Below are 24,755 nucleotides of genomic sequence, written 5' to 3'. Positions count from 1 at the left end.
GGGAGGTACCTCTTTCTCGGGGTCTCGCAGCGGAACGAAGGTCTCGCAGTCGGATCAGGTCCTCAGGCGGATCGGTTGAAGGCCGTGAGGACGGCTCGCAGGGCGGCGGTGTCGGGATCGGCGTCGAGGCCCGCGCCGTGGACCACCCGCTCCGCCAGGCCGAGCTCGGCGAACGCCATTCGCTTCGCGCCCCCGTCGCGCAGGACAGCTCCGGCCGTCAGCGACCGGAGCCGCACGGGGTGGCCGGCCCGGGCGAGGGCGTCCACGAGGGCGGCGGCGGGAGTGTCGCCCGCGCCCTCCAGCTGGAGCAGATCGCCGCCGGCCTGCTCCAGGTCCACGACGGCCAGGACCTCCGGTGTCCGGCCCGCCGAAGGCCCGGTCTTCAGCCGGTGGTCGTGCAGCGTGAGCTGCGGGCGTGCGGGACGCAGATAGGCGGCCTCGAAGATCTCCCACAGCCGGTCGCCGGTGAGTTCGGTGCCGTCCCGGTCGGCGGCCTCCTGCACCAGGCGGGCGAGTTCGGGTCGCAGGGCGCGGGGCACCGTGATCCCGTACAGCTGGTGCAGCACATGGGCCACACCGCCCTTGCCGGACTGGCTGTTGATGCGGACCACGGACTCGTAGGTGCGGCCGATGTCCCGCGGGTCGACGGGCAGGTACGGGACGTCCCAGGGCAGGCTGCCCGGCTCCCGTCCGGTGTCCGCCGCTCGCCGGGCCAGGGCGGCGAACCCCTTGGCGATGGCGTCCTGGTGGGTGCCGGAGAACGCGGTGTGGACGAGGTCTCCGGCGTACGGGTGGCGGGGGTGCACCGGGAGCCGGTTGCAGTACTCGACCGTGGTGCGGATCTCGTCCAGGCGGGAGAGGTCGAGCTGCGGGTCGGTGCCCTCGCGCAGCAGGTTCAGGGCGAGCGTGACCAGGCATACGTTGCCGCAGCGCTCCCCGTTGCCGAACAGGGTGCCCTCCACCCGGTCCGCCCCGGCGCGCAGCGCGAGTTCCGCGGAGGCGACGGCGGTGCCGCGGTCGTTGTGCGGGTGGACGGAGAGGATGACCCCGTCGCGCAGGTCCGCGGCGCGCAGCTGCCGGTCGAACCATTCGACCTGGTCGGCGAAGACGTTGGGCGATGCGGCTTCGACGGTGGTCGGCAGGTTCAGGGTGACCGGGAGCTCGGGGCGTGCGTCCCATACGCGGGACACGCCGAGCGCGAGCCGCAGCGCGAAGTCCGGCTCGGTCACGTTGAAGGTTTCGAGGGTGTACTCGAACCGCACTCGGGTGCCGGGCAGTTCGGCGGCCCTACGGGCGATGTGCGCGGCCGAGTCGAGGGCGAGGCGCTCCAGTTCGTCCGCGCTCATGCCGAAGACGGTCTCCCGCCACTGGCAGGCGGTGGCGTGACACAGGTTCACCATCACGCGCGGCGCGCCCTCGACGGCCTCGAAGGTGCGGTCGATCAACTCCGGCTTGGCGGGCGTGAACACGGAGATCGTCACGTCGTCCGGGATGCGCCGGTGTGTGATCAGATCCCGTACGAAGTCGAACTCGACCTCGCTCGCGGAGGGGTAACCGACCTCGATCTCCTTGAAGCCCATCCGCACCAGGAGATCGAACAGGGTGCGCTTGCGGTGCAGGTCCATCGGCTCGGGCAGCGACTGGTTGCCGTCGCGCAGATCGACCGGGCACCACAGCGGGGCGCGCTCCACGGTCCGCGAGGGCCAGTCGCGGTGCTCCGGCTCGGGCGGCTGCGGGGTGGTCCCGATGTACCGGTGCACGGGCAGCGCGGAGCCGGCCTGCGGATTCCACCAGGGCTGGCCGCAGGCGGGCGGCCCGGTGGGGGTGTGCAGGAGGGTGTGCTCGGGCGGGGCGGGAAAGGGTTCGGGGCAGGGGTCGGCCAGACGGTTCACAGCGGGTTTCTCCAGCCTTGTGGCAGTTGAGGGCGGAGCGGGATCAGCGCGCGGGCAGTGCGGCCGCGGCGGCGATACGGCCGAGCTCGGCTGCGGGTTCCTGTCCCGTGAAGAGGAAGAAGTGCCCGCCGGGGAAGGCCCGGATCTCGGCGCGGGCGCCCGCGCGGGCGGCGGAGTCGGCGGAGCGGCTCAGTACGCCGGGCACGTGGGTGGGGTCCTCGTCGCCGTACCAGAGGTGGTGCGGTACGGGCAGGTCGGGACCGCCGGGATAGGTGTCGGTGAGGTGCATGTCGAGGCCGAGCAGCCGTACGGCAGCGGAGAGCCGGCCGGGATCATCGAACAGGGAGTCCGGCGAACCGCCGAACAGCCGTAGATCGGCGATGAGTTGGGCCTCGGTGCGGCGCGCGAAGGGGGCGTCCGGGCGGCGTTCGGGCGAAATGCCGTCCTGCGGGGCGAACGGCGACGCGGAAAGTACCAGGCCGCGGACGAACCGCTGTTGGCGGGCGGGCAGCGAGGCCGTCACCGAGTGCGCGAACAGCGCGCCCAGGCTGTGCCCGAGCACCACGGTCGGCCGGTCCACCAGCGGATGGGCCCGCGCCTGAAGTCCGCGTAGCGCATCCTCGAAGTCGGTCGGCGGCAGCTCCAGCTTGCCTGCCCGATCGGGCAGTTCGAGCAGGACGAGTTCGCAGTCGGCGGGCAGCTGTGACAGCAGGGGCAGGAAGGCCGCGGCGGAGCCTCCCGCGTGGTGGAAGGCGAGGACCCGTACGGCGGGGTCCGCGGGACCGATGCGCAGCGGCTTCGGGGCGACGGCGCGGTGCTCAGGCGGCGCGGACATCGGCGGCCCTCCGCTCCGGCCACGGGTCGGTCCCGCCTGCCTGCGCCCAGGCGCACGCGACCAGGCCCGCCTGGAGCCGGGACTCGACTCCGAGCTTGACGAATATCTGGCTCATGTGCGACTTCACCGTGCGCTCGGAGATGTCGAGGCGCCGCGCTATCGAGCGGTTCGAGCAGCCGATGCCGAGCAGTTCGAGAAGGGTCCTCTCACGCGCCGACAGCAGGTCGACACGGTCGACCGCGGCGCTCCAGCGGTCCGGGTCGAGAAGGTTCGGGAGGCGTTCGCTCCCGGGGTCCAGGGCGGTCTCCGCAAGGCGGACGATCATCTGTCGCTCCGGTTACATGCGTGTGTAGGGGGTGGTTGGGGCAGGTCACAGCGGTACGTACCGTCGCGACGTGGCCCGTCCGTGATCGTGCCGGGTGCACATATCTGGAGGCCAGCAGGTGGCTGGCGGTCTGTCAGGTACCGTGCCTGTCCATCACGTCGAGGAGGAGTCGCCGGCCGTGGGTCTCCCCCCGCTCCACCCGGCGATGGGCCTCGGCGGCCGCGCTCAGCCGGAGGCGTTCCAGGGAGCGCGGGCGGAGCAGGCCGGCGACGAGGAGGCGGTTGACGGCGGTGGCCGCCTCGGAGAGTTCGGCCGTGGTGGCGTGTGAGATGACGAACCCGCGGATGCTGCACTCCTTCATGTAGAGGGCCCCTGCCGGGAGTGCGGGGCGCGAGGCGGAACCGGCAAGGAGGACGATGCGGCCGCGCGCGGCGAGCAGCGGGACGGCCAGGTCCAGGTCGTTGGTGCCGCTGGTGTCGACGTAGAGGTCGACCCCGTGCGGGGCGTGGGCGCGCAGGTCCTGTGCGAGGCGGTCCGAGCGGTAGTCCACGGCCGCGTCGGCGCCCAGGGCAAGGCAGTACTCCGTATCGCGGGCGGCGGCGGTCGAGATGACCCGGGCCCCTGCCTGGACGGCGAGTGCGACGAGCGCGCTGCCTACGTTGCCGGCGGCCCCGGCCACGACGACGGTCTCGCCGGGGCGCAGCGCACCGTGCGTGAACAGGCCCAGGTAGGCGGTGGCTGCCGGGTGCAGGACGGCGACCGCCTGGTGCGGGTCGACGCCGGACGGCAGGTGGTAGAGGCGGTCGGCGGGCACGAGCGCCTGCTCGGCCGCGGCCCCCTGCCGCCCCTCGTGGCCCAGGCTGTTGCACCACACACTGTCCCCGGCGGCGAACCCATGGGCGCCGGGACCCGCCTGGGCGACCGTGCCCACCAGGTCGCGGCCGATGACGAACGGGAACGGCAGCGGCGTACGGAAGACGCCCGACCGTACGAAGGTGTCGACGGGGTTGACGGTGGTGGCGGTGACGTCCACGAGGACGTCGGTGGGGCCCGGGCGGGGCGAGGGCAGTTCGCCGTAGCGGATGGCGTCCGGGGTGCCGAGCTGTTCGATGTACGCGGCGCGCATGGCCGACGGCTTCCTTCCAGGAGTCGTGAAAGAGCGGGTCAGCCGGTGGCCGACGCCAGGGCTGGGGTGAGGAGCCGGCCCAGGGCGTCGGCGAGGATCCGTGGGCCGTCCGGGGTGAGCAGGGACTCGGGGTGGAACTGGACGGAGGCGAAGGCGGGGCCGCGCAGCGCGTGCACCTCGCCGCTTTCCGCGTCACGGCAGACCTCGACCGGTCCTGCGGCGAGCGGATGCGTGAACAGCTCGCCCTGGTGCACGGCGGCGAAGGTGTTGTAGAAGCCGACCGGCCTGCGCTGCCCGAAGTGGTCGATGGTCTCCTGGCGGCCCTGGCCCGGGCGTTCCTTGCGGATGAGGGGGAGCCCGAGGAGGGAGGACAGCACCTGGTGGCTCAGGCAGACTGCGAACGTGGGTCGCTGCGCGGCGAGTTGGCGGGCGGTCGTCCGGCGCAACGCCGCGATCTTCGGGTGGTCGGTGCGGCGCGGGTCGCCCGGGCCCGGCCCCAGGACGGTGAGGTCGTATGCCGAGGTGTCGAAGGACGTGTCGTACTCGCGGACGGTCACCTGTGCGCCCAGCGAGCGGATCTGCTGCGCGAGCATCGAGGTGAAGGCGTCCTCCGCGTCGACGACCAGGACGCTGCGACCGGCCAGCTCGGCCTTGGGATCGGTGCGTTCACCGGTCCTGGCGAACCAGTACGGGGCCAGGCGGTCGTTGCGTCGCTGAAGGGCCTGGCGCACCTCGGGGTGCGCGGCGAAACGGGCCCGCGGCGCGGGCCCGGTCCGCACGGCGTCCGGGGCGGCCGCGGGGTCGAACGCCCGCCACAGCGTCTGCGTCTTGGCCCGTGTCTCGGCGGCCTCCGCCGCCGGGTCCGAGTCGCGTACGAGCGTGGCGCCCGCGCCGATCTCCAGGCGCCCCTTCGCATCGATGTCGGCGGTGCGGATGAGGATGGCCGAGTCGAGCGTCGGCCCGTCCGCGTCCCGGCCGAGCAGCGCGATGACGCCGCTGTAGTAGCCGCGGCCGCGCTCCTCGTGGCGGGCGATGACCCGGCAGGCGCTGGCCAGCGGGGATCCGGTGACGGTCGGGGCGAAGAGGCTGGCCCGCAGGATGTCGGCGGGCTCGGCCGGGCTGCGGCCCTCGATGAGGTACTCGGTGTGCGCGAGGCTGGACATCTCCTTGAGGAACGGGCCGCGGACGGTGCCGCCTTCGGGGCAGACCCGGCCCATCATCTTCAGTTCCTCGTCGACCACCATGTACAGCTCGTCGCGCTCCTTGGCGTCGCCGAGGAAGGACAGCATGCCGGGCAGGTCGGGGCCGGCCGCCGGATAGCGGTAGGTGCCGCTGATGGGGTTCATGGAGACGATGCCGCCGCGCTGGGTGATGTGCCGCTCCGGGGTGGCCCCGACAAAGGTCCGCTTCCCGGTGTGGACGAGGAAGGTCCAGTACGAGCCACGTTCGTTCTCCAGCAGCCGCCGGAAGGCCGCGGTGACGGGCCGCAGCGAGGACGTGCCCAGTTCGGCGACGAGGCTGCGGCGGATGACGAAGTTGGCGCCCTCGCCCTCGCCGATCTCGTCCTCGACGACGCGCCGCACGGTCTGCGCGTATGTCGCGTCGTCGGGTTCGAAGCGCGGCGCGGACGGCTTCGGGGCGTCCTGGGGCAGGCAGGCGATGACGTCTTCCAGCGGGAGCCGGTGATGGGCGCGGGGCACCAGGGCGAGCAGTGGTTCGCCGTCGTCCCGGCAGTCGTAGCCGCGTTCGGTGATCTGCCGGTAGGGGATCAGCGCGAGCGCGTCGATCACCGGGGCGGCACAGGCGTCGCTCGGCCCTTTCGGCAGGTCCTGGAGCCGGTCCAGGCGTTCGACGTCGCCGATCAGGAGGTCCACGAGCCCGGCGGCGCCGGTCTGCGGGCGGTACAGGAGGGCGAACGGGGGAAGGGCGGCGTGGAGCAGGTCCGCGAGCCCTCCTTCGGCGACCGGCGCCGGGTGCGGAGTCATGGCACATCCTTTGTGTGACAGGCGAGGTCAGTGCGCCGCGGACGCGAGAGCGGGTACGGGTACGGGCAGCAGGGCGTCGAGCACCTCGGCCGTCGCGGGAGTGGCGGCGCAGCGCTCGGCGGCGTACGTCAGTGCCTGTACGTGGTAGTCGCGGGAGAAGTCGGCCAGCGCGTCGGCGACCAGGAACGGCTGGATGTCCCGGGTGAACGCGTCGCAGGCCGTCATCAGACAGCCGACATGCGCGTACACGCCGCAGACGATCAGCTGGTCGCGGCCCGCGGCGGCGAGCCGGTCCGCCAGGTCGGTGCGGGCGAAGGCGCTGTAGCGCCACTTGGTGAGCACCGTCTCGCCGGGCGCGGGCGCCAGCGGGGCCACGATGCTCCGGTCCGCCTCGTCGGCCCGCATCCCCGGCCCCCATACGTCCATCAGGAGCCCGCGCTCGGCGGAGGTCATGCTGCCGGGCTGCGCGGTGTAGTAGACCGGCATCCCGGTGCGGCGGGCGGCGTCCAGCAGGGCGGCGGCGTTGGCGGTGACCGAGCGGCGGGGCTCGGCCTGTGCGGCGTACGGCGCGAGGAAGTACTCCTGCATGTCGTGGACGAGCAGGGCCGCGCGGGACGGTTCGGGCCGCCACCGCACGGCGTCGGCGGGCCAGTCCGCACGCCGGGGCAGCGGATAGGCGGCGATGGGGGAGATGGGCATGGGTTTCCTTTGTTCGTAAGCCGGTCGGGGGGCCGTCAGGCGCGCAGTGACTGGCCGCCATCGACGTAGATGTCCTGCATCGTGATGTGCCGGCTGCGCTCACCGGCGAGGAAGGCGACGGTCTCGGCGACGTCCTCGGGGTCGGCGAGCCGGCCCAGTGGGATGCCGAGCCGGTACGTGGACGGGTCGCCGTCGATCACCTTCTGCCGGGCGTCGGGGCCGTGCCACAGCGCGTACTGCATGGCGGTTTCGACGGATCCCGGCGCAACGACGTTGCACCGCACACCGCTGGCCGCCAGTTCCAGGCCGAGGCACTTGGTGAAGATGGTCGAGGCGGCCTTGGAGGCGGCGTAGGCGGCCATGCCGATACGGGGCAGCGCGGCCGCGTTGGAGGCGACGGTGACGATGCTGCCCCTGCCGCGGGCCGCCATCCGGCGGGCTGCCGCGCGGGAGACGAGGAAGACGCCGGTGGCGTTGATGCGCAGGACTTCCTCCCAGGTCTCCTGGGTCAGCTCGGCGATCGGTCCGGTACGCAGGATGCCCGCGCCGTTCACCGCGACGGTGATCGGTCCGAGTTCGGCCTCGATGCGGTCCGCGGCGGCCTCGACGGCGGCGGCGTCACGTACGTCCAGGGCGAGCGCCAAGTGCCGTTCGTAGCCCGGGAGGTCGGCAACGGCGTCGATGAGCGTGGCGGCGTCGGTGTCGGTGGCGGCGATACGGGCACCGTCCTCGGCGAGCCGGCGGATGACGGCGCGGCCGATGCCACCCGCCGCGCCGGTGACCCAGGCGACGCGTCCTTCAAGTTCCATCTGTGCTCCAGGAGTGGGCAGGTGAGGAGTGCGGGGGTCAGGCCGGTCAACCGGCGAGGAGGCGTCCCAGCTCCAGCCTCTTGATCTTGGTGGTGGCGGTCTGCGGCAGGTCCTCCACGCGCCACTGCACGGGCTCCGCCATGTCCGGCAGCCCGGCTGCCGCGGCCTGCCAGGCCGCCCGGTCCAGTGGGCGGTCCTGCCGGGTGCAGACCACCGGCACCGGCCTGCCCTGCGGGCCCCGCACGATGATGACCTCGGTCAGTTCGGGCAGCTTCGCCAGGAGTGTGTCCTCGGCGGTCAGCGTGGAGCCGAAGCCGTCGATCACGTCGACCTCACGGTCCAGGAGGTACAGGCGGCCGAGGCGGTCGCGGTAGCCGACGTCGCCCATCCGCCACCAGCCGTCCGCGGTGAGCTGCTTCGCGTACCGCTCCGGTTCGTCGAGGAAGGTCACCGCGCGCCCGCCGCTGCGTACGTCGATGAAGCCAGGGTTGTCGGGAGTGACGGGCCTGCCGTCGCGGCTGACCACCCGTACGTCGGTCATGCCGGGGAAGGGGATGCCCACGCGGCGCCCGTTCGCGTCGGCGGTCTGGCGGCGGGTGAAGGCGGAGGCGACGACCGGGCCGGTCTCGCTCTGTCCGTAGAGCTGCACGAACAGCGGGGCCCTGCGGCGCGAGGCGTGCAGCAGGCGGTGCACGGTGCGCGGGTGGATCGCGTCGAACGTACTGGAGAAGTACTTCACCTGGGCCAGCGGAGCGCGCGGGTCGTCCGCCAACTCCTCCCATTCCATGAAGGAGTTGGGATGTGCCTCCAGGATGCCGGGCCGCAGCCGCGCGAACAGGTCGGCGGTGTGCCGCGGCGCGGAGTCCTTGAGGACGAGCAGCGGGAAGCCGCGGTACAAGGAGATGGCGATCGCGCTGATGACCCGGGAGTGGACGAAGGAGACGTGCATGGCCACCGTCTCGCGCCTGCGGACCAGGGCGACCGCGCCGGCCTGCGGCCGGTAACGCGCCTCGAGGGTGCGGCCGGTGTGCACGGCGAGCTTGGGCAGGCCGGTGGTGCCGGAGGTGTGGGTCACCAGTGCCGGGTGGTCGGTGGGCAGGGCGACGGGCGCGACCCGTGCCGTGCCGGCCAGGTCCGCGAGTGCGGTGGCGTCGGGGTGGTGGCCCGTGGCGAGCAGCACGCTGGTGGCGTACTCGTGGACCGTGTCCGGGAGTTCCTGCTCCAGCTTGGTCTGGTCGGTGAGCAGATGGGCGGGGGTGGCACGGCGCAGCAGTTCGGCGACCGAGGCCCCGTCGAGCTGCGGCGACAGCAGGACGGGGACGCCGCCGGCCCGGGCGATGGCGAAGGCCAGGAGCGGGATGTCGAAGCCGTCGCCTTTGTGCAGCACGACGCGTTCGCCGAAGCGCACGCCGGCTGCCGCGAGCCGGGAGGCGAAGTCGTCGACCAGATCGGCGAGCTCGGCGACGGTGACGCGGCGGCCGAGCCCCGGGGCGATGTCCAGATCGTGGTCGAGGGCGACGAGGTTCGCCGGGTGCCGGGCAGCGGCCCGCTCCAGGATCGTGCCGAGGCCGATTCCCTTGTTGCCGATGCGCTGGAGAAACATGATGCTGCCTTTCTCGGGGTGGTCAGCGGATTTTCCGTACGGCTTCACGGCTACTGACCGGAGATGACCTCGGCGATACGCTCAACGGTCTTCCGAAGATCCCGCTCGATCTTCACCTGCCATTCGCGGATGAATTGCGCCCGCTCGGCCCGGCCCATGTCCGCGGTGATGTGCTCGATGCCCTCGGTGGCCCGGCCCATCCGGAAGTGGTGGGTGAGGAGCGTGCCGCCCGGGGCCTCGGCGAGGTCGAAACCCCAGCTGCTCTCCTGCTTGCGGCCCGCGCCGTCGCGCATCGCCCAGCGGAAGGTGCGGCCCGGTTCGGCGGCCGTGACCTCGGCTTCCGTGGTCCATTCGCCGCGGACGACGGGGGCCCAGCCGACGACGTCGGCGGCTCGGTGGTTGGTGCCGCGGAACACGGCACCCACCTCGGCCGCGCGGCCCGCCACCCAGGTTCCGCCGGTGCATTCCGGGCTCCACTCGCCGCTTCGGGGAAGGTCGCTCACCGTGCGGTAGACCTCGGCGGGAGCGGCCGGGACAAAAATCTCCGCACTCGCCAGAAAGAGTTCCTTGTATTCGAACGTCGTGTTCGCATTCGTCATGTGGAGAAGGCTTACAGCTTTTTCCGGGGGGCGCGATGCTTTCGTTCCAGCGTCCAAATGAGGGAAACAGCTCGGGAATCCGTACGGTGCCGCGTCGAAAGGTTCGGCGGAATAAGGGGAGTTCGGGGCCCCGGCGACACGGTCCAGGTCGTCGAGCATCAGGCCGAGGGCCTTGACGAGGCCGGCCACCGGGTTGGCAATCTCCCGTGCCGCGAGGGCCGGTTCCCGCAGGCCTTCAGCGGGCTGACGGGCCCTGGGCCTTACGGGCCGTCGCCGTCAGGAACGCCAGGGCGACGACGGCCAGCGCCGCGCCCAGGCCGTAGGCGGCCGTGGGCCCGTGGGCCAGGGCCAGGCCGCCCGAGGCCGTGCCCGCGCTGATGCCCAGGTAGATCGCGGAGGAGTTGAGCGACACCAGGAGCGGGGCCTGCTCCGGGGCGGCGCTGATCAGCCGGTGCTGCTGCGGTGGGGTCTGCGACCAGCTGCCGCCGCCCCACAGCGCGACGAGGACGCCGACGGCCCAGGCGGGGGCGTCGCCGCGGGCCGCGATCCAGGCCAGCAGCGCCAGCGACCCGGCCATCGCGACATACGCCCCGGTCAACAGGGGCGCGGCGCCCCAGCGGTCGGTGACCACGCCGGCCAGCAGGTTGCCGAGTACGGCCCCGAGGCCGTACAGGAACAGCATCAGGGAGACGTCGCCGGCGTCGACGCCGACCGCGTGCAGGGCGGGCACGGCGTAGGCGTACGCGGTGTAACTGGCGGCCATGCCGAGGGCGGTGAGCGGGAGCACGGCGAGCACCCCGGGGCGGCGCAGCGCGTCGAGCCGCTTGCGTAGCGGCACCCGCGGGCTGCCGGGCAGGGCGGGCACCCGGGCGAGTACGCCGACACCGGCGAGCAGGCTCAGTACGGCGACCAGGACGAGCGCGCTGCGCCAGCCCAGCCAGCGGTTCGCCAGGCCACCCAGCGGAACGCCGAGCGCGGTGGCGACGGTCAGCCCGCCGATGACCACCGCGAGGGCGCGGGCCCGCAGTTCGGGCCTGACCAGGGCGGCGCCGACCGCCCCTGCGTTGGGGGTGTACGCGGCGGCGCCGACCGCGGCGAGTACGCGGGTGGCGAGCAGCACGGCCAGGTTCGGCGCGAGGGCCGAGCCGAGATTGGCCAGGGCCAGCATGCCGAGCGCGCCGACCAGCAGGGCGCGGCGCTCCAGGCGTGCGGTGAGGGTGGCCAGGAGGGGTGCGAGCAGCGCGTAGGCGACCGCGAACACGGTGATCGACTGGCCTGCGGCGGCCTGCGAGACATGCAGCCCCGAAGCCATCGACGGCAGGAAGGCGGCCAGGACGAAGGCGTCGGTGCCGACGGCGAAGGTGCCCAGGGCCAGGCCGAACGTGGCGGTGAGACCGCGGCGCGGCGACTCGGGGGCCTGCCCCGGGTGAGGTCGGCCCTGGGTGGACGTGAGGGACATGTAGGTGCTCCTGCGGATGGGGGACGGCCCTTGGACCGACCGGTCTTAGCGTGGGCTTGTGCGGCGCGGTGCGCGATGCATTCGACGCAGCGCCGAAAGCAGGGCGGGGCACCCCCGTCCAGCTTGTGACGGGTGGCCGAACAGGTCGCGGGGTCACATCGGTGTTGCGTACGGTGCGGGCATCGAGCAGCCGGACTCTTCCTGGTCAGCCGTGGCCCGCGGTCAGCAGTTGGGAGCCGAGCTCGGTCATCAGGTGTTCCACCTGCTTGCCCCGCCGGTGGGTGACGATCAGTCCGGCTCTGCGCAACGCGGCGGCATGGCTGGAGGCCGTCGCCGCCCCGACGCCGAGCCGGCCGGCCAGCTCCGTCGTACTGCACCCGGTGCCGATGGAGCCCAGGGCGTGGGAGCGGGCCCGGCCCAGCAGGGAGGCCAGCGGCGTCTGTTCGGCCGCCGTCGGCGGATCGCTGTGGGGGGTGCGGGCCCCGTACGGGTAGCGCAGGACCGGCACGTCGCCGCCGGTGAGCAGCGCCGGACGCGAGGCCACCGCGCTGGGCGCGAGGAGCAGTCCCTCGGCGGTGTGCCGTGGTGGTGTCGCCGGGGCGGGCGGTGCGAGATACAGGACCTGATCCGCGTACCCGATCTCGTCGTGCAGATGATCGAGGAGCCAGGCCATCCCGTGCCGGGCCAGTTGATGCGCGCGGAAGGCGACGTCCTGTGTCAGGTCGCGGCGGCGCGCGGGCCAGCTCTCGCCCAGCCACAGGCCGAAAGCGGCGCGCAGCGCGTCGATCAGCTCGCCGGCGTCCTCGGCGGACACCGGCGGCCGGGGCTCGGCACGCCCGGTCATCAGCGCCCGCAGCGCCTCCAGCTCCTCTTCGAAGGCAGGACAGTTGGTGCGGTCGAGCAGCGCGGGGGAGAACAGGTCGGCCACGGGCCGGCGGATGGTGCGCAGTGCGGAGGTCAGCCGTTGCAGCACGTACCGGTGAGAACGGTCGGGTAGCGGTCCTGGGGCGCCGGAGTGCAGCGCGGCCCGGGCGAGCAGCTCGTTCAGCGGCGACACCATGAAGCGGGTGTGGGACAGCGCTGCGCCGTCCAGGACCAGCACGGCCCGGCGCAGGGGGCCTGCGTGTCCGGCCGGTGGTGATGCGGTCGGGGCGCGGGAGGGGCTGACGGGCAGGTCCATGACGGTCATGGGCGGGCTCCTTCGATGGTGGTCGGCACCGGGAATCCGTGCCGGGGGTCGCACCGGGTTTCGCGGGCATCCGACGCACAGGTGATTTCGCCGTGTGCGCGGAAATGCGCGTAAGAATGCGCGCGTGAATACGTGCGGAAAGGAGTACGGAAAGGCGATCCGGATCGCCGACCGAGGGCGGCAGGAGGAAGGGGTCCCGCGTGCACCGCACCTCACCGGTACGCGCGGAGAGTTGAGGCAGGTCACAGCGGTGCACGCCGCCCGCTGCACCCCGTGCGGGATCGTCCCTGGTCCCGGGCCCGTACGCCAGTGTGCAGCCGGAATTCCGTCAAGTACCGGACCCCTTCATCAAGTTCTCCGGGCTCCCGGCCATGCCCGTACTTAGGTCCCATTGCCGGGCCCTTTGAATTCGCCGCAGTCTGTTCCGTGTCCGAGCCGAACAGGCTGCGGTGAATTCAATGGGACCGAAACGGAAGACGGTGACGTCGAGATGAAGATCGAATGGGAAAAGAGCGAGGTTCTCCCCGGTGAGGGAATCGCCCTGGAGCGCCGGCTGGCCTTCGGTCAGGAAATGTCCTGTCTCCAGGTGATCGCCCCGGAGTCGGGCGAGCTGAACATGAAGCCGCACTGGCACGAGAACGAGCAGTGGGTCGTGGTGACCGAGGGCACCCTCGTCTTCGAGGTCGAGGGCGTCGAGTACGAGCTGAACGCCGGTGACGTCGCCTACATCCCGTCCCGCAAGCGCCACACGGCCACCCGGGTCGGCGAGGGCGGCGCGATCCTCCTGGAGTTCTCCGCACCCGCGCGTCTTGACCTGGTCCCCGGGTCGATCGTGCCGTCGTCGATGCAGTTCGACTGACCGGCGCCCGCCAGGAGCCCGGAGGAGAGGTCCAGGAGGAGAGGCCGATGCATTCCATCGTCCACGGCCCGGCCGTGTCCGACCGAACGATCCACGAGGAGGTGATCCGCACTGCCGGGCAGTACCCGGACCGGATCGCGGTCCGCGACCGCACCCAAGCGCTGACGTACGCCGAACTGGCGAGCCAGGCACGGCAGATCGCCGTCGGGCTGCGGCGCAGCGGAGTGGGACCCGGCCAGATCGTGCCGGTCATCGCCCGGCGCAGCGCCCAGCTGCCGGTGCATCTGATCGGCGTGCTGATGGCCGGTGCCGCGTACGCCATGCTCGACGTGCGCTGGCCGCAGGCCCGGATCGCCGCCCTGGTCGAGGCCATGGGCGCGGACCTCGTCCTCACCGACGAAGAGGGGGCACAGCGGTCGGCCGGCCTCTCCGTCGAGAGCCGTACCTTCACCGAACTGCGCGAACAGCGGGGCCAGGTGCAGGACGAGACCGCCCCTGAGCTCCCCCAGGTCTCCCCGCAGGACGCCTCCACCGTCTTCTGGACCTCGGGAAGCACCGGCGATCCCAAGGGGGTGCTGTCCCCGCACCGGGCCACGACCCGGCTGTTCACGATCCCCTCCGACCTGCCGTGGGGCGAGGCGCCGGTCCTGGTCAACGCCGCGGCGGTGGCCTGGGACGTGTTCACGCTCGAAGTCTGGTCGATGCTGATCCGGGGTGGCACCCTGCTCGTCCACGACGACGATCTGCTGCTCCCGGCCACCATCCGCAGTTACATCGAGGACGGCGGGGCGAGTCACCTCTTCCTCACGCCTGCGCTCTTCGACGCCCTCGCCGATCTCGACCCGGGCTCGCTGTCCGGACTCGACGTCCTGATGCTGGGCGGCGAGCGACTCTCGCCGGACAGCTGCGCCAAGCTGATGGCGGCCGAGCCGGGCATCGAGATCCACAACGTCTACGGCCCGGCGGAGAGTTGTGCGTACGTCAGCAGCCACCGGGTCACCGAGAAGGACCTGGTCGCCGAGGGCGGCATCCCGGTCGGTCGGCCGGTCCCCGGTTCCGGGATCGTGGTGCTGCGGGACGGGGCCCCGGTGCCGTACGGCGAGGAGGGCGAGATCGCCCTCTCGGGCGCCGGGCTCGCGATCGGCTACCTCAACTCCCCTGAACGTACGGCCGAGTCGTTCCGCGACATCGACCTCGCGGGCGAGCGGCGGCGGGTCTATCTCACCGGCGACCACGGCTGGCTCGACGCGTCGGGGACGCTGCACTTCTCCGGGCGCAAGGACGGCCAGTTCAAGCTCGCAGGGCACCGGATCGAGGCCGGGGAGGTCGAGGCGGCCGCCCGTGCGGTGGGCTGCGGCCAGTCGGTTGCCGTGCCGGTACGGGACCGCACCGGCACCCGGCGCCTGGTCCTCTTCTCCGCGCCGCCCGTACCGGTGACGGAAACGCTCACCCCGCAGCTCGTGACCGACCGGCTGCGCGAGCGTCTGCCCGCCTACATGGTTCCCAGCCGTATCCACTTCGTCGAGGAGTTCCCGCTCCTGGACAACACGAAGATCAACAAGAAGGAGGTGTCCAGGGCTCATGGCTACGACCTCTGAGCAGGTGGCGCTCGCCCTCGACTACGTCCAGGGAAAGCGCCGCACCGAGCGAGTCCTGCAGGCCGCCGACGCCCTCCTCGACCGTTACGGCGACGAGAGCGACCCGCAGCGCCGCGTCCACCTGGCCTACGAGCTGATCCGGCGCAACTTCGCCGAGAACGTGACCGTGGAGTACGACGGGACCGAGTACCGCTCCGGCACCGACGAGCCCGCGGGCGGCGAACTCCGTTACACCGCACGCCTGACAGGCCCGAACGGCGAACCGGGCACGCTGAGCGCCGGCTACACACCGCCGGGCAGCCTGGGCCTCACCGGCCCCGAGTGGCTCGCCGCCATGCGCCTGTTCTCAAGGATCGCGGCGCTCGGCACGGGAGGCAGGGCGATATGCCCGTAACCGCGTCGCCGACGCCCACCGCCACCGAACTCCTCGCCCACCCCGGCTGGTACCGGCAGCTCCCCGCGGACCAGGACGTCCACCTCCTGGCCGACGGTGTGTACGCCGTGACCGGCAACGCCACCGTCCAGGAGGCCATGAACCGGCCCGAGCTGGCCGCGGACCACCCGCTCAAGGCCAGTTCACGGGCGCTCGGCCCCAATGTGCTCGACAGCGACGGCCCGGGCCATCGGGCGTTCCGCGCTCTGCTCGCGCCGATCCTCGCCGCCCGGCAGGTCGAGCGCTGGCGCGACGAGCTGATGCCGGGCCTGATCGACGCCCTGGTCGACGCCGTCGTGGGCACCACGACCGACGACTTCTACGGCACCTACGCACACCGGCTGCCGTACGGAATCGTCACCGCGATCATGGGCGTCGACCGGAGCCTGGAGGGCGAATTCCACACCCTGACCCGGCCGTTGGCGAACCTGCTCGACCACCCGACCGTGGAGACCGAGGCTGCTCGCGAGAGCCTGCCCCGCTTCCTGGAACTCATCGAGGAGCAGCGCTCCGCCGGGGGCCTGGCCCCCGACTCCCTGCTCGCCACCATCGAACGGACCCGGGACCGCAAGGCGATCTCCCTCACCGACAGCGAAGTACGCGCCACAGCGCTTCTGTTCTTCCTGGCCGGCACCGAGACCAGCAGCGCCTTCATCACCTCGCTCGTCTACTGTCTCGGCAACCACCAGGGCGACCTGGCCGAGCTCCTCGACGCCACCGCACGGGAGCAGTTCATCGAAGAGGTGCTGCGCCTGTACCCGCCGGTGCAGACGATCGCCCGGTTCGCGCAGGAGGACCTGACGCTCGGCGGCGTCAAGGTGCCCCGCCACTCCGCCGTCCTCGTCTCCCTCGCCGCGGCCAACCGCGACCCGCGGATCTTCCCCGACCCCGAGACCTTCCGCCCCGGCCGCCCGGTGCGGTCCTCGCTGCCCTTCTCCGCCGGGCCGCACGCCTGCCCCGGAGCCCTGCTCGCCAAGGCCGAGTTCATGCTCCTGCTCGAACGGCTCGTCCGGCGCTGCGCCCGCATCACCGTCACCGACGACCGACACGGCCTGGTGAGCCAGTCGTTCACCCGGCCCGCCGACTTCACGGCGACCTTCATCGCTCGTACCTCTTGAACCCTGTTTGACCATTCATGCCTGTTCGTACCTATTCGTAAATATTCGGAGTCCACCATCATGAGTAACACCGACACCGCCGCCGGCACCCGGACCAAGATGGGGCAGCTGCGCCAGTGGATCCAGCGCCTGCACGACGAGCCCGTCGACGTGGCCGACGACGTCGATCTGATCGACGCGGCCCTGGTGACCAGCCTCCAGTTCGTGGCGATGGTCATCGAGATCGAGCGGCTGCACGGCGAGCGGCTCGCACCCGGTGCCATCCGCATCGACACCATGCGCTCCCTGAAGGCCATCGACGCGGCGGTCTTCCAGGGTGCCTGAGCCGGACCCGACCCCCCGATCCGCCGGCACGGCCGTCGTGTCCGGCACCTCGTCCGGCATCGGAGCCGCCGTCGCCGCCCGCTTCCTCGAACGCGGCCACCACGTCGTGGGCCTGTCCCGGCGGGGCAACCCGCACCTGGCCGCGCACCCCAGCTATCTGGACTGCCGGGCCGACCTCACCGACGAGAACTCCGTACGCGAGGCCCTCGCCACGGCGTCCGAGGTCACCTCGGACGGAGTGTCGGCGGTCGTCCTGAACGCCGGTGCGTCGCCGGGGCCACGGGAACTCGCGGATGTCCCCTGGTCGGTACCGGCCGCGGCGTACGAGGCCAATGTCCACACCGCGCTCAACCTGATGCAGGCCACGCTGCCGCTGCTGCAGCGCAACGGCAGCGGCACGCTGACCTTCGTCGGCGCGAGCCTCGCCAACGGCCTCACCCCCGAACGCTGGGCGTACGCGGCCAGCAAGGCCGCCATGACCACCCTCATGCGCGCCTGCTCCGTGTCCCTGGCCGAGGACCGGATCGTCGCCAACGAGGTGCGGCCCGGGCCGGTCGCCACCCCGATGACGATGGGCGGCGCGCCGGACGCGGAGATCCGCGAGGAGGTCCTCGACGTGATCAACGAGGGCTACCGCACCGACTGGCTGAAGTCGGCGCGCCAGGTGGCCGAGTGGATCGTCTCCATCGCCGAGTTCCCGCCGAACGGCCCCACCGGCCAGATCTTCAACTACAGCCGCAAGCCTCTGTAACCCACATCAGCACATATCAATTTTTGTCAGCACATGACGAAGCAAAGGAAGAAACTCATGTCCCAGCAGATCGCCCACCCCTCCGACGACCAGCTCCTCGACCTGTTCAACTGGGCCTCGCCCGGCATGGTCGTCACCGACAGCCAGGGCCGGGTCGTCATCGCCAACAAGGCGGCCGGTGAGCTCGTCGGCGAGAACGCGGCCGCCGGCCAGGCGCTGCCCGAGGCCCTCGGCATCGCAAACTACGCGGCCCTCGCCGAGGCCGGCCGCCCCGTCGAGAACCGCGCGGTGATCTTCACCGCCGACGCCTTCCCGACCGGCTTCGCCAACATCGGCTTCGGCGAGGTCGACGGCGAGCGCTACGGCTTCTGGGCGCTGCGCCCCGAGACCATCCACCCGACGCCGTCCCCGAGCCCGATCGAGGGCGCGGCCACGGCCGCCTCGTGGATCGGCCGCGTCGATGCGCGCAACGCCGCGTACCAGCCGGTCACGGCCGACTCGGTGGCCCTGATCCAGGGCTACTACGACCACTGCCCGGTCGCCATCCACCTGATCGAGGAGGACGGCACTGTCTCGCACGCCAACTGGAAGGACATCGCGATCGTCGGCGCCACCGAGCAGCCGGACACCTACGTCGGCCACCACATCCGCCACATCTACGCCGACCAGGAGGTCGTCGACGACTTCCTGGGCCGCTGGGGCGAGGACGCGCCGATCATCGACTTCCGCGCCGACTTCCTGAACGGCGGCGAGCGCGTCCCGGTGGTCATCTTCTCCACCGCCAACGTGGCCGACGGCAAGCTCAGGAACACGCGCTGCTTCGTCTTCTCCGACAACGACCCGCGTCGTTCCCGCGACCGCGTCGCCGCCCTCGACCTCGCCTTCTGACCTTCGCTGCGACCGGGCCGGGGGTGCACCGCACCCCCGGCCCACCGCTGCCCGCCGCACTGGAGAAGCCCCATGACATCACCGACAGCACCACGCGCCGAACGCGAAGGCTGGATCAGAAACTGGGATCCGGAGAACGAACAGGCCTGGGAGGGCGGTGGAAAGCGGATCGCCCACCGCAATCTCGCCCTGTCCGTGCTGAGCGAGCACATCGGCTTCTCCGTGTGGAGCCTGTGGTCCGTCCTCGTCCTCTTCATGACACCCGAGATCGGCTTCACCTTCACGCCCGGTGAGAAGTTCCTGCTGATCGTGGTCCCGACCGTGGCCGGCTCGCTGCTCCGGCTGCCCTACAGCCGGGCGGTCACCCGCTTCGGCGGCCGCAACTGGACCCTGTTCGCCACCGCCGTCCTCCTCGTGCCGGCCTCGCTCGCCCTGTACTTCGTGCACCGGCCCGGCACCCCGCTGTGGGTGTTCCTGCTGATCGGTGCCACCGCAGGCACGGGCGGCGGCAACTTCGCCTCCTCGATGACCAACATCACCGCCTTCTTCCCGCAGCGCCGCCAGGGTTGGGCCCTCGGGCTCAACGCAGGCGGCGGCAACCTCGGTGTGGCGGTCGTCCAGGTGATCGGCCTGCTCGTCATCGCCACCGCGGGCGACACCCACCCCGCCTACGTGGTCGCCGTCTACCTGCCCCTGATCGTGGCCGCCTCGGCGCTCGCCGGGTGGAAGATGGACAACGTCGAAGCCGTACGCACCGACAGCGGCGCGCAGCGCGAGGCGGCCCGCTCGTCCGTGACCTGGTGGGTGTCGGCGCTCTACATCGGCACGTTCGGCTCGTTCATCGGGTACGGCTTCGCCTTCGGCCTGGTCCTCCAGAACGAGTTCGGCTCGACCCCGCTCCAGTCCGCCGGGTTCACCTTCCTCGGCCCGCTGCTCGGCTCCGTGGCGCGGCCCGGCGGCGGCTGGCTCGCCGACCGGTACGGCGGCCTGCGCGTGACGTTCTGGAACTTCGTGGCCATGGCCGCGGGCACCGTCGTGCTGCTCGTCGCCTCCCAGAAGCACTCCTTCGCCCTGTTCATCACCGGTTTCACTGTCCTGTTCGTCCTCAGCGGCGTCGGCAACGGCTCCACGTACAAGCTGATCCCGTTCAGCTTCGCGCGCCAGGCCGAGGCCGCGATCACCGCGGGCCAGGACGCCACCGAGGTCTTCGCGCGGGCCCGCAGGCTCTCCGGCGCGGTCATCGCCATCGCGGGCGCGGTCGGCGGTCTTGGCGGCGCCGCCATCAACCTCGCGTTCCGTACGTCCTACGGTGACGGCAGCGGCTCGGGCACCCCCGCCTTCCTCGCGTTCCTCGGCTACTACCTGCTGTGCATGGTGCTGATCCTGGCCGTGAACCGGCGCGAGGCCCGCACCCCGGCGTCCGCCGCCCGCCGCCCGGAAGCCAGCCGTGTCTGAGACCTCCTCGGCGAGGGCGGTCGACACGCACTGCCCCTACTGCGCCCTACAGTGCGGCACCCGGCTGGCCGGGACCCGGCAGGCGGACGTGACGGTACGTCCGCGCGCCGACTTCCCGGTCAACCGGGGCGGTCTGTGCCAGAAGGGCTGGACCGCGCCCACCCTGCTCACCGCACCGGACCGGCTGCTGCACCCGCTGGTCCGCGAGGAGGGCGGGGATCTCGTACCGGCAGGCTGGGAAGCCGCGCTCGACCGGGTGGCCACGGAGATCCGCCGCATCAAGGAGGAGCACGGACCCGACGCGGTCGCCGTGCTCGGCGGCGGCGGTCTCACCAACGAAAAGGCTTACCTGCTCGGCAAGTTCGCCAGGCTCGCGCTCGGCACCAGCCAGATCGACTACAACGGCCGGTTCTGCATGGCCTCGGCCGCGGCCGCTGCGACAGCCGCCTTCGGAGTGGACCGCGGGCTGCCGTTCCCCGTCACCGATCTGGGCGCCTCCGACGTCGTCCTGCTCGCCGGGGCGAACGTTGCCGAGACCATGCCGCCCCTCATGCAGCACCTGAGGACCCCGCGCCTGATCGTCATCGACCCGCGCGCCTCCGCCACCGCCGAACGCGCCGCCCTGCACCTGCGTCCGGCACCCGGCACCGACCTGGCGCTCGCGCTCGGGCTGCTGCACGTCGCGGTGGCCGAGGGCCGCTGCGACGACGCCTACATCGCCGGGCGGACCTCCGGGTTCGCGGCAGCCTGGGAACACGCGGCAGGCTGGTGGCCGGAGCGGGTCGAGCAGGTCACCGGCGTCCCCGCGAGCCTGCAGCGCGAAGCCGTCCGTATGCTCGCCGACGCCGGCCGCGCCCACATCCTCACCGGGCGCGGCGCGGAACAGCACAGCAAGGGCGCCGACCAGGTCAGCGCCTACATCAACCTGGCGCTCGCGCTCGGCCTGCCCGGCCGCGAGGGCAGCGGCTTCGGCGCGCTCACCGGGCAGGGCAACGGGCAGGGCGGCCGGGAGATGGGCCAGAAGGCCGACCAGCTCCCCGGCTACCGCTCGCTCACCGACCCCGCGGCCCGCGCTCACATCGCCGACGTATGGGGCGTGTCCGCCGACACACTCCCGGGCCCCGGCCGCAGCGCCTACGAACTCCTCGACGCACTCGGCACCGAGAACGGCCCCCGCGCCCTGATCGTCCTCGGGTGCAACCCGGCCGTGTCCGCCCCGCGCAGCACCCGCGTCGTCGAACGCCTCGCCGCGCTCGACCTGCTCGTCGTGGCGGACATCGTGCCCTCCGAGACGGCGCAGCTCGCCGACGTCGTCCTGCCCGTCACGCAGTGGGCCGAGGAGGAGGGCACGATCACCAACCTGGAGGGCCGCGTCCTGCGCAGGCGGCAGCTCCTCGATCCGCCCGGTGAGGCCCGCAGCGACCTGCACGTCCTTCAGGGCCTCGCCACCCGCCTCGGCGCCCCCACCGCGCACTATCCCACCCGACCCCGCCTGGTCTTCGAGGAGTTGAGGCGTGCCTCGCGCGGCGGCAAGGCCGACTACTCCGGCATCACCTACGAGCGTCTCGACGCGGGCGAGGCCCTGCACTGGCCCTGCCCCGAGCCGTCCGCCGACGCCCCGCCGCACCCCGGAACCCCCCGCCTCTTCCTGGACTCCTTCGCCCACCCCGACGGCCGCGCCCGGTTCCTGCCGGTCGACCACAGGCCCGCAGCCGAGACCCCCGACGCCGACCACCCGCTCATCGCCACCACGGGCCGGGTCCTCGCCCAGTACCAGTCGGGCGCCCAGACCCGCCGCGTCCCCGAGCTCGACAAGGCGGCACCCGAGGCGTTCGTGGAGGTCCACCCCGACACCGCGGCCCGCAGCGGGCTGCGCGACGGCGACCTCGCGCGGGTGATCTCTCCGCGCGGCACGACCCTGGCCAGGACCAGGTACGACCACCGGTGCCGGCCCGACACCGTCTTCCTCCCGTTCCACTTCGCCGGGGCGGGCCGGGCCAACCTGATCACCAACCCGGCACTCGACCCCAAGACCGGCATGCCCGAGTTCAAGGTCTGCGTGGTACGCCTCGAACCGGTGCCGGAAAGCCACGCGGGAGCCCCATCGTGAGCCGCGATCCGAACCGCGTGGTCATCATCGGCAACGGCCCGGCAGCCCTCCGCCTGACCACCCGCCTGCACACCCTCGGCCACCAGGGACCGCTCACCGTCATCGGCGACGAACCCGAAGGCGCCTACCAGCGCCCCCTGCTGACCTCCCTCGCTTCCGGTGAACTCCGCGCCGACCACCTCCGGTTGCCGCCCCATCCCGCCACGACCGACGTGCGCACCGGCACCGCGGCCACCGCGCTCGACACCGCCCGCCGCCTGATCCGCCTCGGCACCGGCGGCGAACTCCCGTACGACACCCTGGTCCTCGCCACCGGCGCGTGCCCCACGCCACCGGCCCGCGCCACCGCCCTGCTGCACCCCGACGGCACACCCCGCCCCGGCGTCACCTTTCTGCGCACCCGCGCCGACGCCGAACGCCTCACCGGCGCGCGCCTCACCGTCCTCGGCGCGGGCCCGCTCGGGATCGAGACCGCGCTCGCCCTGCGCCGCGGCGGCCGCACCGTGACCCTGGTCCACGAAGGCCCGTATCCGCTGCACCGTCACCTCAGTCACGAGACCGGCGAGTTCCTCACCCGACGCCTGACCGATCTCGGCATCACGCTGCGCGCCGGGCGGACCGTGGTGAGTCACACCCCGGGCCGCAGCCGGCTCGACGACGGGGAGGAGCTGGACAGCGACACCCTGGTGCTGTGCACCGGAGTCCGTCCAAGGACGGGCCTGGCGCGGGCCGCCGGTCTCCGCACGGCGGACGGAATCCTGGTCGACGACCTGCTCCGCACCAGCGACCCCCACATCTTCGCGATCGGCGACTGCGCCGAACTCCACGGCACCGCCGCGGCGGGCATCGAAGCCGCCACAACGCAGGCCGACGCCCTCGCGTACACCCTCACCGGCACCCCGACGCCGTACCCGCCACAGCCACGCATCACCCGCCTGCGCGCACCCGAAATCGACCTCGTCTGGACGGAACAGACCGACGGGCAGGGCGAGTCGAGTATCTCCGTCACCGACCGGACCCGCGCCCGCCGGGCCCGCATCACCGTGCGCGACGGCCGCGTGCAGGGCAGCGAGATCCTGGGCCTGCCGCAGGCCGTGTCCGACGTCACCACCCTCGTCCGGGCCGCCTGGCCGCTGCCGACCGACTGGCCGGGCCTCCTGCTCGGTACCCGCTTCGGCCCGTACACCGAACACGCAGACGACGCCGGCGGCGCGGACGCGCACGCCTGCACCGTCGTCTGCCGCTGCAACAACGTCACCGCCAAGGACCTGACCGCCGCCTGGGAGGCAGGTCACCGCACCGTCACTGAGCTCGCCGCGCAGACCCGCGCCACCACTGGCTGCGGCGGCTGCACCGAGGAGGTCCAAGCGCTGTGCCAGAACCTGACCGCGTCACGTACCGCGTCACACACCGCGGGCAGTCCGCGATGAGCCGCACCCTGGTGATCGTCGGCCACGGCATGGTCGGCCACCGGCTCGCCGACACCCTGCGCCGCGAGGACCGCGACCAGCGCTGGCGCACCATCGTCCTCGGGGAGGAGTCCCGGCCCGCGTACAACCGGATCGCTCTCTCGTCCTGCTTCGAGGGCACGCACCTCGACGCCCTGACCCTGCCCGACGGCCCCGCCCCCGCGGGTCCGGCGCCCTCGGTCGCCCTCGGCACCCGCGTCGTCGCGATCGACCGTGAGGCCGGTGAAGTGGTGACGTCCCCGGGCGGACGCATCGCCTACGACGCCCTCGTTCTGGCCACCGGGGCGCGGCCGTTCGTCCCGCCCGTCCCCGGTCACGACCTGGCCGGCTGCTTCACCTTCCGTACCGCGGACGACGTGCGGGCGATACGCAAGGCCGCCGCACACGCCCGCAGCGGCGTGGTCGTCGGCGGTGGGCTGCTCGGCCTCGAGGCGGCGAGCGCGCTGCGCCTGTCCGGCCTGCGCACCCAGGTCGTCGAGGGCGCCCCGCATCTCCTGGCCGCCCAGATCGACCCGGCGGCGGGCGCCCTGGTCGCCCAGCAGATCGAGCAGCTCGGCATCACGGTGCACTGCGGCACCACCCTGGCCTCCATCGAGGCGGGTCCGGACGGCTCGGTGTCGGCCGTGCGCCTGGGCGACGGCACCGAACTCGCCGCAGATCTGGTGGTGTTCGCCGCCGGAGTCCGACCCGCCGACGAGCTGGCCGGCGCCGCCGGGCTCGACCGAGGTGAACGCGGCGGCTTCCGCACCGACGACCGCTGCCGTACCGCCGATCCGCGGATCTGGGCGGTGGGCGACTGCGCGGCGGTGGCGGGACGGGCGTACGGCCTGCTCGCTCCCGGCTACCGGATGGCGGACGCGGTGGCGAGCCAGCTCCTCGGCGACGACGCGGTGTTCCCCGGCGCCGACACGTCGACGGCGCTGAAGGTGTTCGGCGTGCAGGTGGCGAGCTTCGGCGATGCGCAGGCCCGTACGCCCGGAGCGGTGGAGGTGGCTCTGGAGCGCACCGGCAGCTATCTCAAGCTGGTGCTCGACGCGGAGCTGCGCACCCTGCTCGGCGGCGTCCTGGCCGGCGACACCAGCGCGTACCGCACGTTCCTGCCGCTGGTGGGACAGCCGCTCCCGCCCTTGTGGCTGCGCGAGTCCGAGCCGCACCTGATGTCGTTCGACGCGCGCTGAACACCAACTGGGCCGCCGTACCAGTGAGGTCGGTACGGCAGCCCAGCCCGG

At 72.4% G+C, this 24,755-nt stretch carries 22 protein-coding genes; 11 read left to right on the top strand and 11 right to left on the bottom strand.

Translation table 11 applies throughout. The features are described 5' to 3' along the window. Positions 1-62 precede the first annotated feature (62 nt). From ABT114_RS06100 to ABT114_RS06050, 11 genes are all read right to left on the bottom strand, one after another. Positions 63-1,892: a 2-isopropylmalate synthase gene (locus tag ABT114_RS06100; RefSeq protein ID WP_351139094.1), complete on the bottom strand. Its 1,830-nt coding sequence runs from the start codon at positions 1,890-1,892 to the stop codon at positions 63-65. A 43-nt stretch (positions 1,893-1,935) separates the two neighbouring features. Continuing rightward, positions 1,936-2,727, bottom strand: coding sequence for a thioesterase II family protein (locus ABT114_RS06095; protein ID WP_351139092.1), 792 nt, complete (start codon positions 2,725-2,727; stop codon positions 1,936-1,938). Next, positions 2,711-3,052 carry a helix-turn-helix domain-containing protein gene (locus tag ABT114_RS06090; protein ID WP_351139090.1) on the bottom strand — a complete coding sequence of 114 codons (342 nt, stop codon included), beginning with the start codon at positions 3,050-3,052 and terminating at the stop codon, positions 2,711-2,713. The genes ABT114_RS06095 and ABT114_RS06090 overlap by 17 nt, the downstream gene beginning before the upstream one ends. A gap of 133 nt (positions 3,053-3,185) precedes the next feature. Further along, positions 3,186-4,178, bottom strand: coding sequence for an NADPH:quinone reductase (locus ABT114_RS06085; RefSeq protein ID WP_351139088.1), 993 nt, complete (start codon positions 4,176-4,178; stop codon positions 3,186-3,188). Positions 4,179-4,216: 38 nt separating this feature from the next. Beyond that, positions 4,217-6,163, bottom strand: a complete 1,947-nt coding sequence (locus ABT114_RS06080; RefSeq protein ID WP_351139086.1) for an anthranilate synthase family protein — start codon at positions 6,161-6,163, stop codon at positions 4,217-4,219. A 27-nt stretch (positions 6,164-6,190) separates the two neighbouring features. Next, the gene (locus tag ABT114_RS06075; protein ID WP_351139084.1) at positions 6,191-6,862 is read right to left on the bottom strand and encodes an isochorismatase family protein; all 672 of its coding nucleotides are present in this window, start codon (positions 6,860-6,862) and stop codon (positions 6,191-6,193) included. 35 nt (positions 6,863-6,897) lie between these two features. Continuing rightward, a complete protein-coding gene (locus tag ABT114_RS06070) occupies positions 6,898-7,671 on the bottom strand; it encodes a 2,3-dihydro-2,3-dihydroxybenzoate dehydrogenase (protein ID WP_351139082.1) in 774 nt (257 codons plus the stop codon). Positions 7,672-7,717: 46 nt separating this feature from the next. Beyond that, positions 7,718-9,274: a class I adenylate-forming enzyme family protein gene (locus tag ABT114_RS06065; protein ID WP_351139080.1), complete on the bottom strand. Its 1,557-nt coding sequence runs from the start codon at positions 9,272-9,274 to the stop codon at positions 7,718-7,720. Between the two features lie 50 nt (positions 9,275-9,324). After that, positions 9,325-10,062, bottom strand: a complete 738-nt coding sequence (locus tag ABT114_RS06060) for an SRPBCC family protein (protein WP_351139078.1) — start codon at positions 10,060-10,062, stop codon at positions 9,325-9,327. Between the two features lie 46 nt (positions 10,063-10,108). After that, the gene (locus tag ABT114_RS06055) at positions 10,109-11,332 is read right to left on the bottom strand and encodes an MFS transporter (RefSeq protein ID WP_351139076.1); all 1,224 of its coding nucleotides are present in this window, start codon (positions 11,330-11,332) and stop codon (positions 10,109-10,111) included. Positions 11,333-11,537: 205 nt separating this feature from the next. After that, positions 11,538-12,521 (bottom strand): hypothetical protein, encoded by a 984-nt coding sequence (locus tag ABT114_RS06050; RefSeq protein WP_351139073.1) that lies wholly within the window; start codon positions 12,519-12,521, stop codon positions 11,538-11,540. Between the two features lie 490 nt (positions 12,522-13,011). Here ABT114_RS06050 and ABT114_RS06045 point away from each other — a divergent pair, with 490 nt between their 5' ends. The 11 genes from ABT114_RS06045 (at position 13,012) to ABT114_RS05995 (ending at position 24,704) form a co-directional block, all read left to right on the top strand. Continuing rightward, positions 13,012-13,380 carry a cupin domain-containing protein gene (locus ABT114_RS06045; protein ID WP_351139070.1) on the top strand — a complete coding sequence of 123 codons (369 nt, stop codon included), beginning with the start codon at positions 13,012-13,014 and terminating at the stop codon, positions 13,378-13,380. 47 nt (positions 13,381-13,427) lie between these two features. Further along, positions 13,428-14,978, top strand: coding sequence for an amino acid adenylation domain-containing protein (locus tag ABT114_RS06040; protein ID WP_351139068.1), 1,551 nt, complete (start codon positions 13,428-13,430; stop codon positions 14,976-14,978). Beyond that, on the top strand, positions 14,962-15,372 hold the full coding sequence (locus ABT114_RS06035) for a hypothetical protein (RefSeq protein ID WP_351139066.1): 411 nt from the start codon (positions 14,962-14,964) through the stop codon (positions 15,370-15,372). The genes ABT114_RS06040 and ABT114_RS06035 overlap by 17 nt, the downstream gene beginning before the upstream one ends. Then, positions 15,363-16,529 (top strand): cytochrome P450, encoded by a 1,167-nt coding sequence (locus ABT114_RS06030; RefSeq protein WP_351139064.1) that lies wholly within the window; start codon positions 15,363-15,365, stop codon positions 16,527-16,529. The genes ABT114_RS06035 and ABT114_RS06030 overlap by 10 nt, the downstream gene beginning before the upstream one ends. 60 nt (positions 16,530-16,589) lie before the next feature. Beyond that, complete coding sequence (locus ABT114_RS06025) at positions 16,590-16,853, top strand: hypothetical protein (protein ID WP_351139062.1); 264 nt, start codon at positions 16,590-16,592, stop codon at positions 16,851-16,853. Then, positions 16,846-17,604 carry an SDR family NAD(P)-dependent oxidoreductase gene (locus ABT114_RS06020; protein ID WP_351139059.1) on the top strand — a complete coding sequence of 253 codons (759 nt, stop codon included), beginning with the start codon at positions 16,846-16,848 and terminating at the stop codon, positions 17,602-17,604. The genes ABT114_RS06025 and ABT114_RS06020 overlap by 8 nt, the downstream gene beginning before the upstream one ends. A 57-nt stretch (positions 17,605-17,661) precedes the next feature. Continuing rightward, positions 17,662-18,492 carry a hypothetical protein gene (locus ABT114_RS06015; protein WP_351139057.1) on the top strand — a complete coding sequence of 277 codons (831 nt, stop codon included), beginning with the start codon at positions 17,662-17,664 and terminating at the stop codon, positions 18,490-18,492. 72 nt (positions 18,493-18,564) lie between these two features. After that, complete coding sequence (locus ABT114_RS06010; protein ID WP_351139055.1) at positions 18,565-19,947, top strand: MFS transporter; 1,383 nt, start codon at positions 18,565-18,567, stop codon at positions 19,945-19,947. Continuing rightward, the gene (locus ABT114_RS06005; protein ID WP_351139053.1) at positions 19,940-22,057 is read left to right on the top strand and encodes a molybdopterin oxidoreductase family protein; all 2,118 of its coding nucleotides are present in this window, start codon (positions 19,940-19,942) and stop codon (positions 22,055-22,057) included. The genes ABT114_RS06010 and ABT114_RS06005 overlap by 8 nt, the downstream gene beginning before the upstream one ends. Then, on the top strand, positions 22,054-23,487 hold the full coding sequence (locus tag ABT114_RS06000; protein ID WP_351139051.1) for an FAD-dependent oxidoreductase: 1,434 nt from the start codon (positions 22,054-22,056) through the stop codon (positions 23,485-23,487). Before ABT114_RS06005 ends, ABT114_RS06000 begins: the two co-directional genes overlap by 4 nt. Next, complete coding sequence (locus tag ABT114_RS05995; protein WP_351139049.1) at positions 23,484-24,704, top strand: NAD(P)/FAD-dependent oxidoreductase; 1,221 nt, start codon at positions 23,484-23,486, stop codon at positions 24,702-24,704. Before ABT114_RS06000 ends, ABT114_RS05995 begins: the two co-directional genes overlap by 4 nt. The last annotated feature ends 51 nt before the right edge of the window (positions 24,705-24,755 follow it).

It is taken from the genome of Streptomyces sp. NPDC002088 (genome assembly GCF_040296605.1).
Taxonomy (GTDB): domain Bacteria; phylum Actinomycetota; class Actinomycetes; order Streptomycetales; family Streptomycetaceae; genus Streptomyces.
Note: the sequence above shows the minus strand (reverse complement) of the source record. Positions and strands in the feature narration are given on the sequence as shown.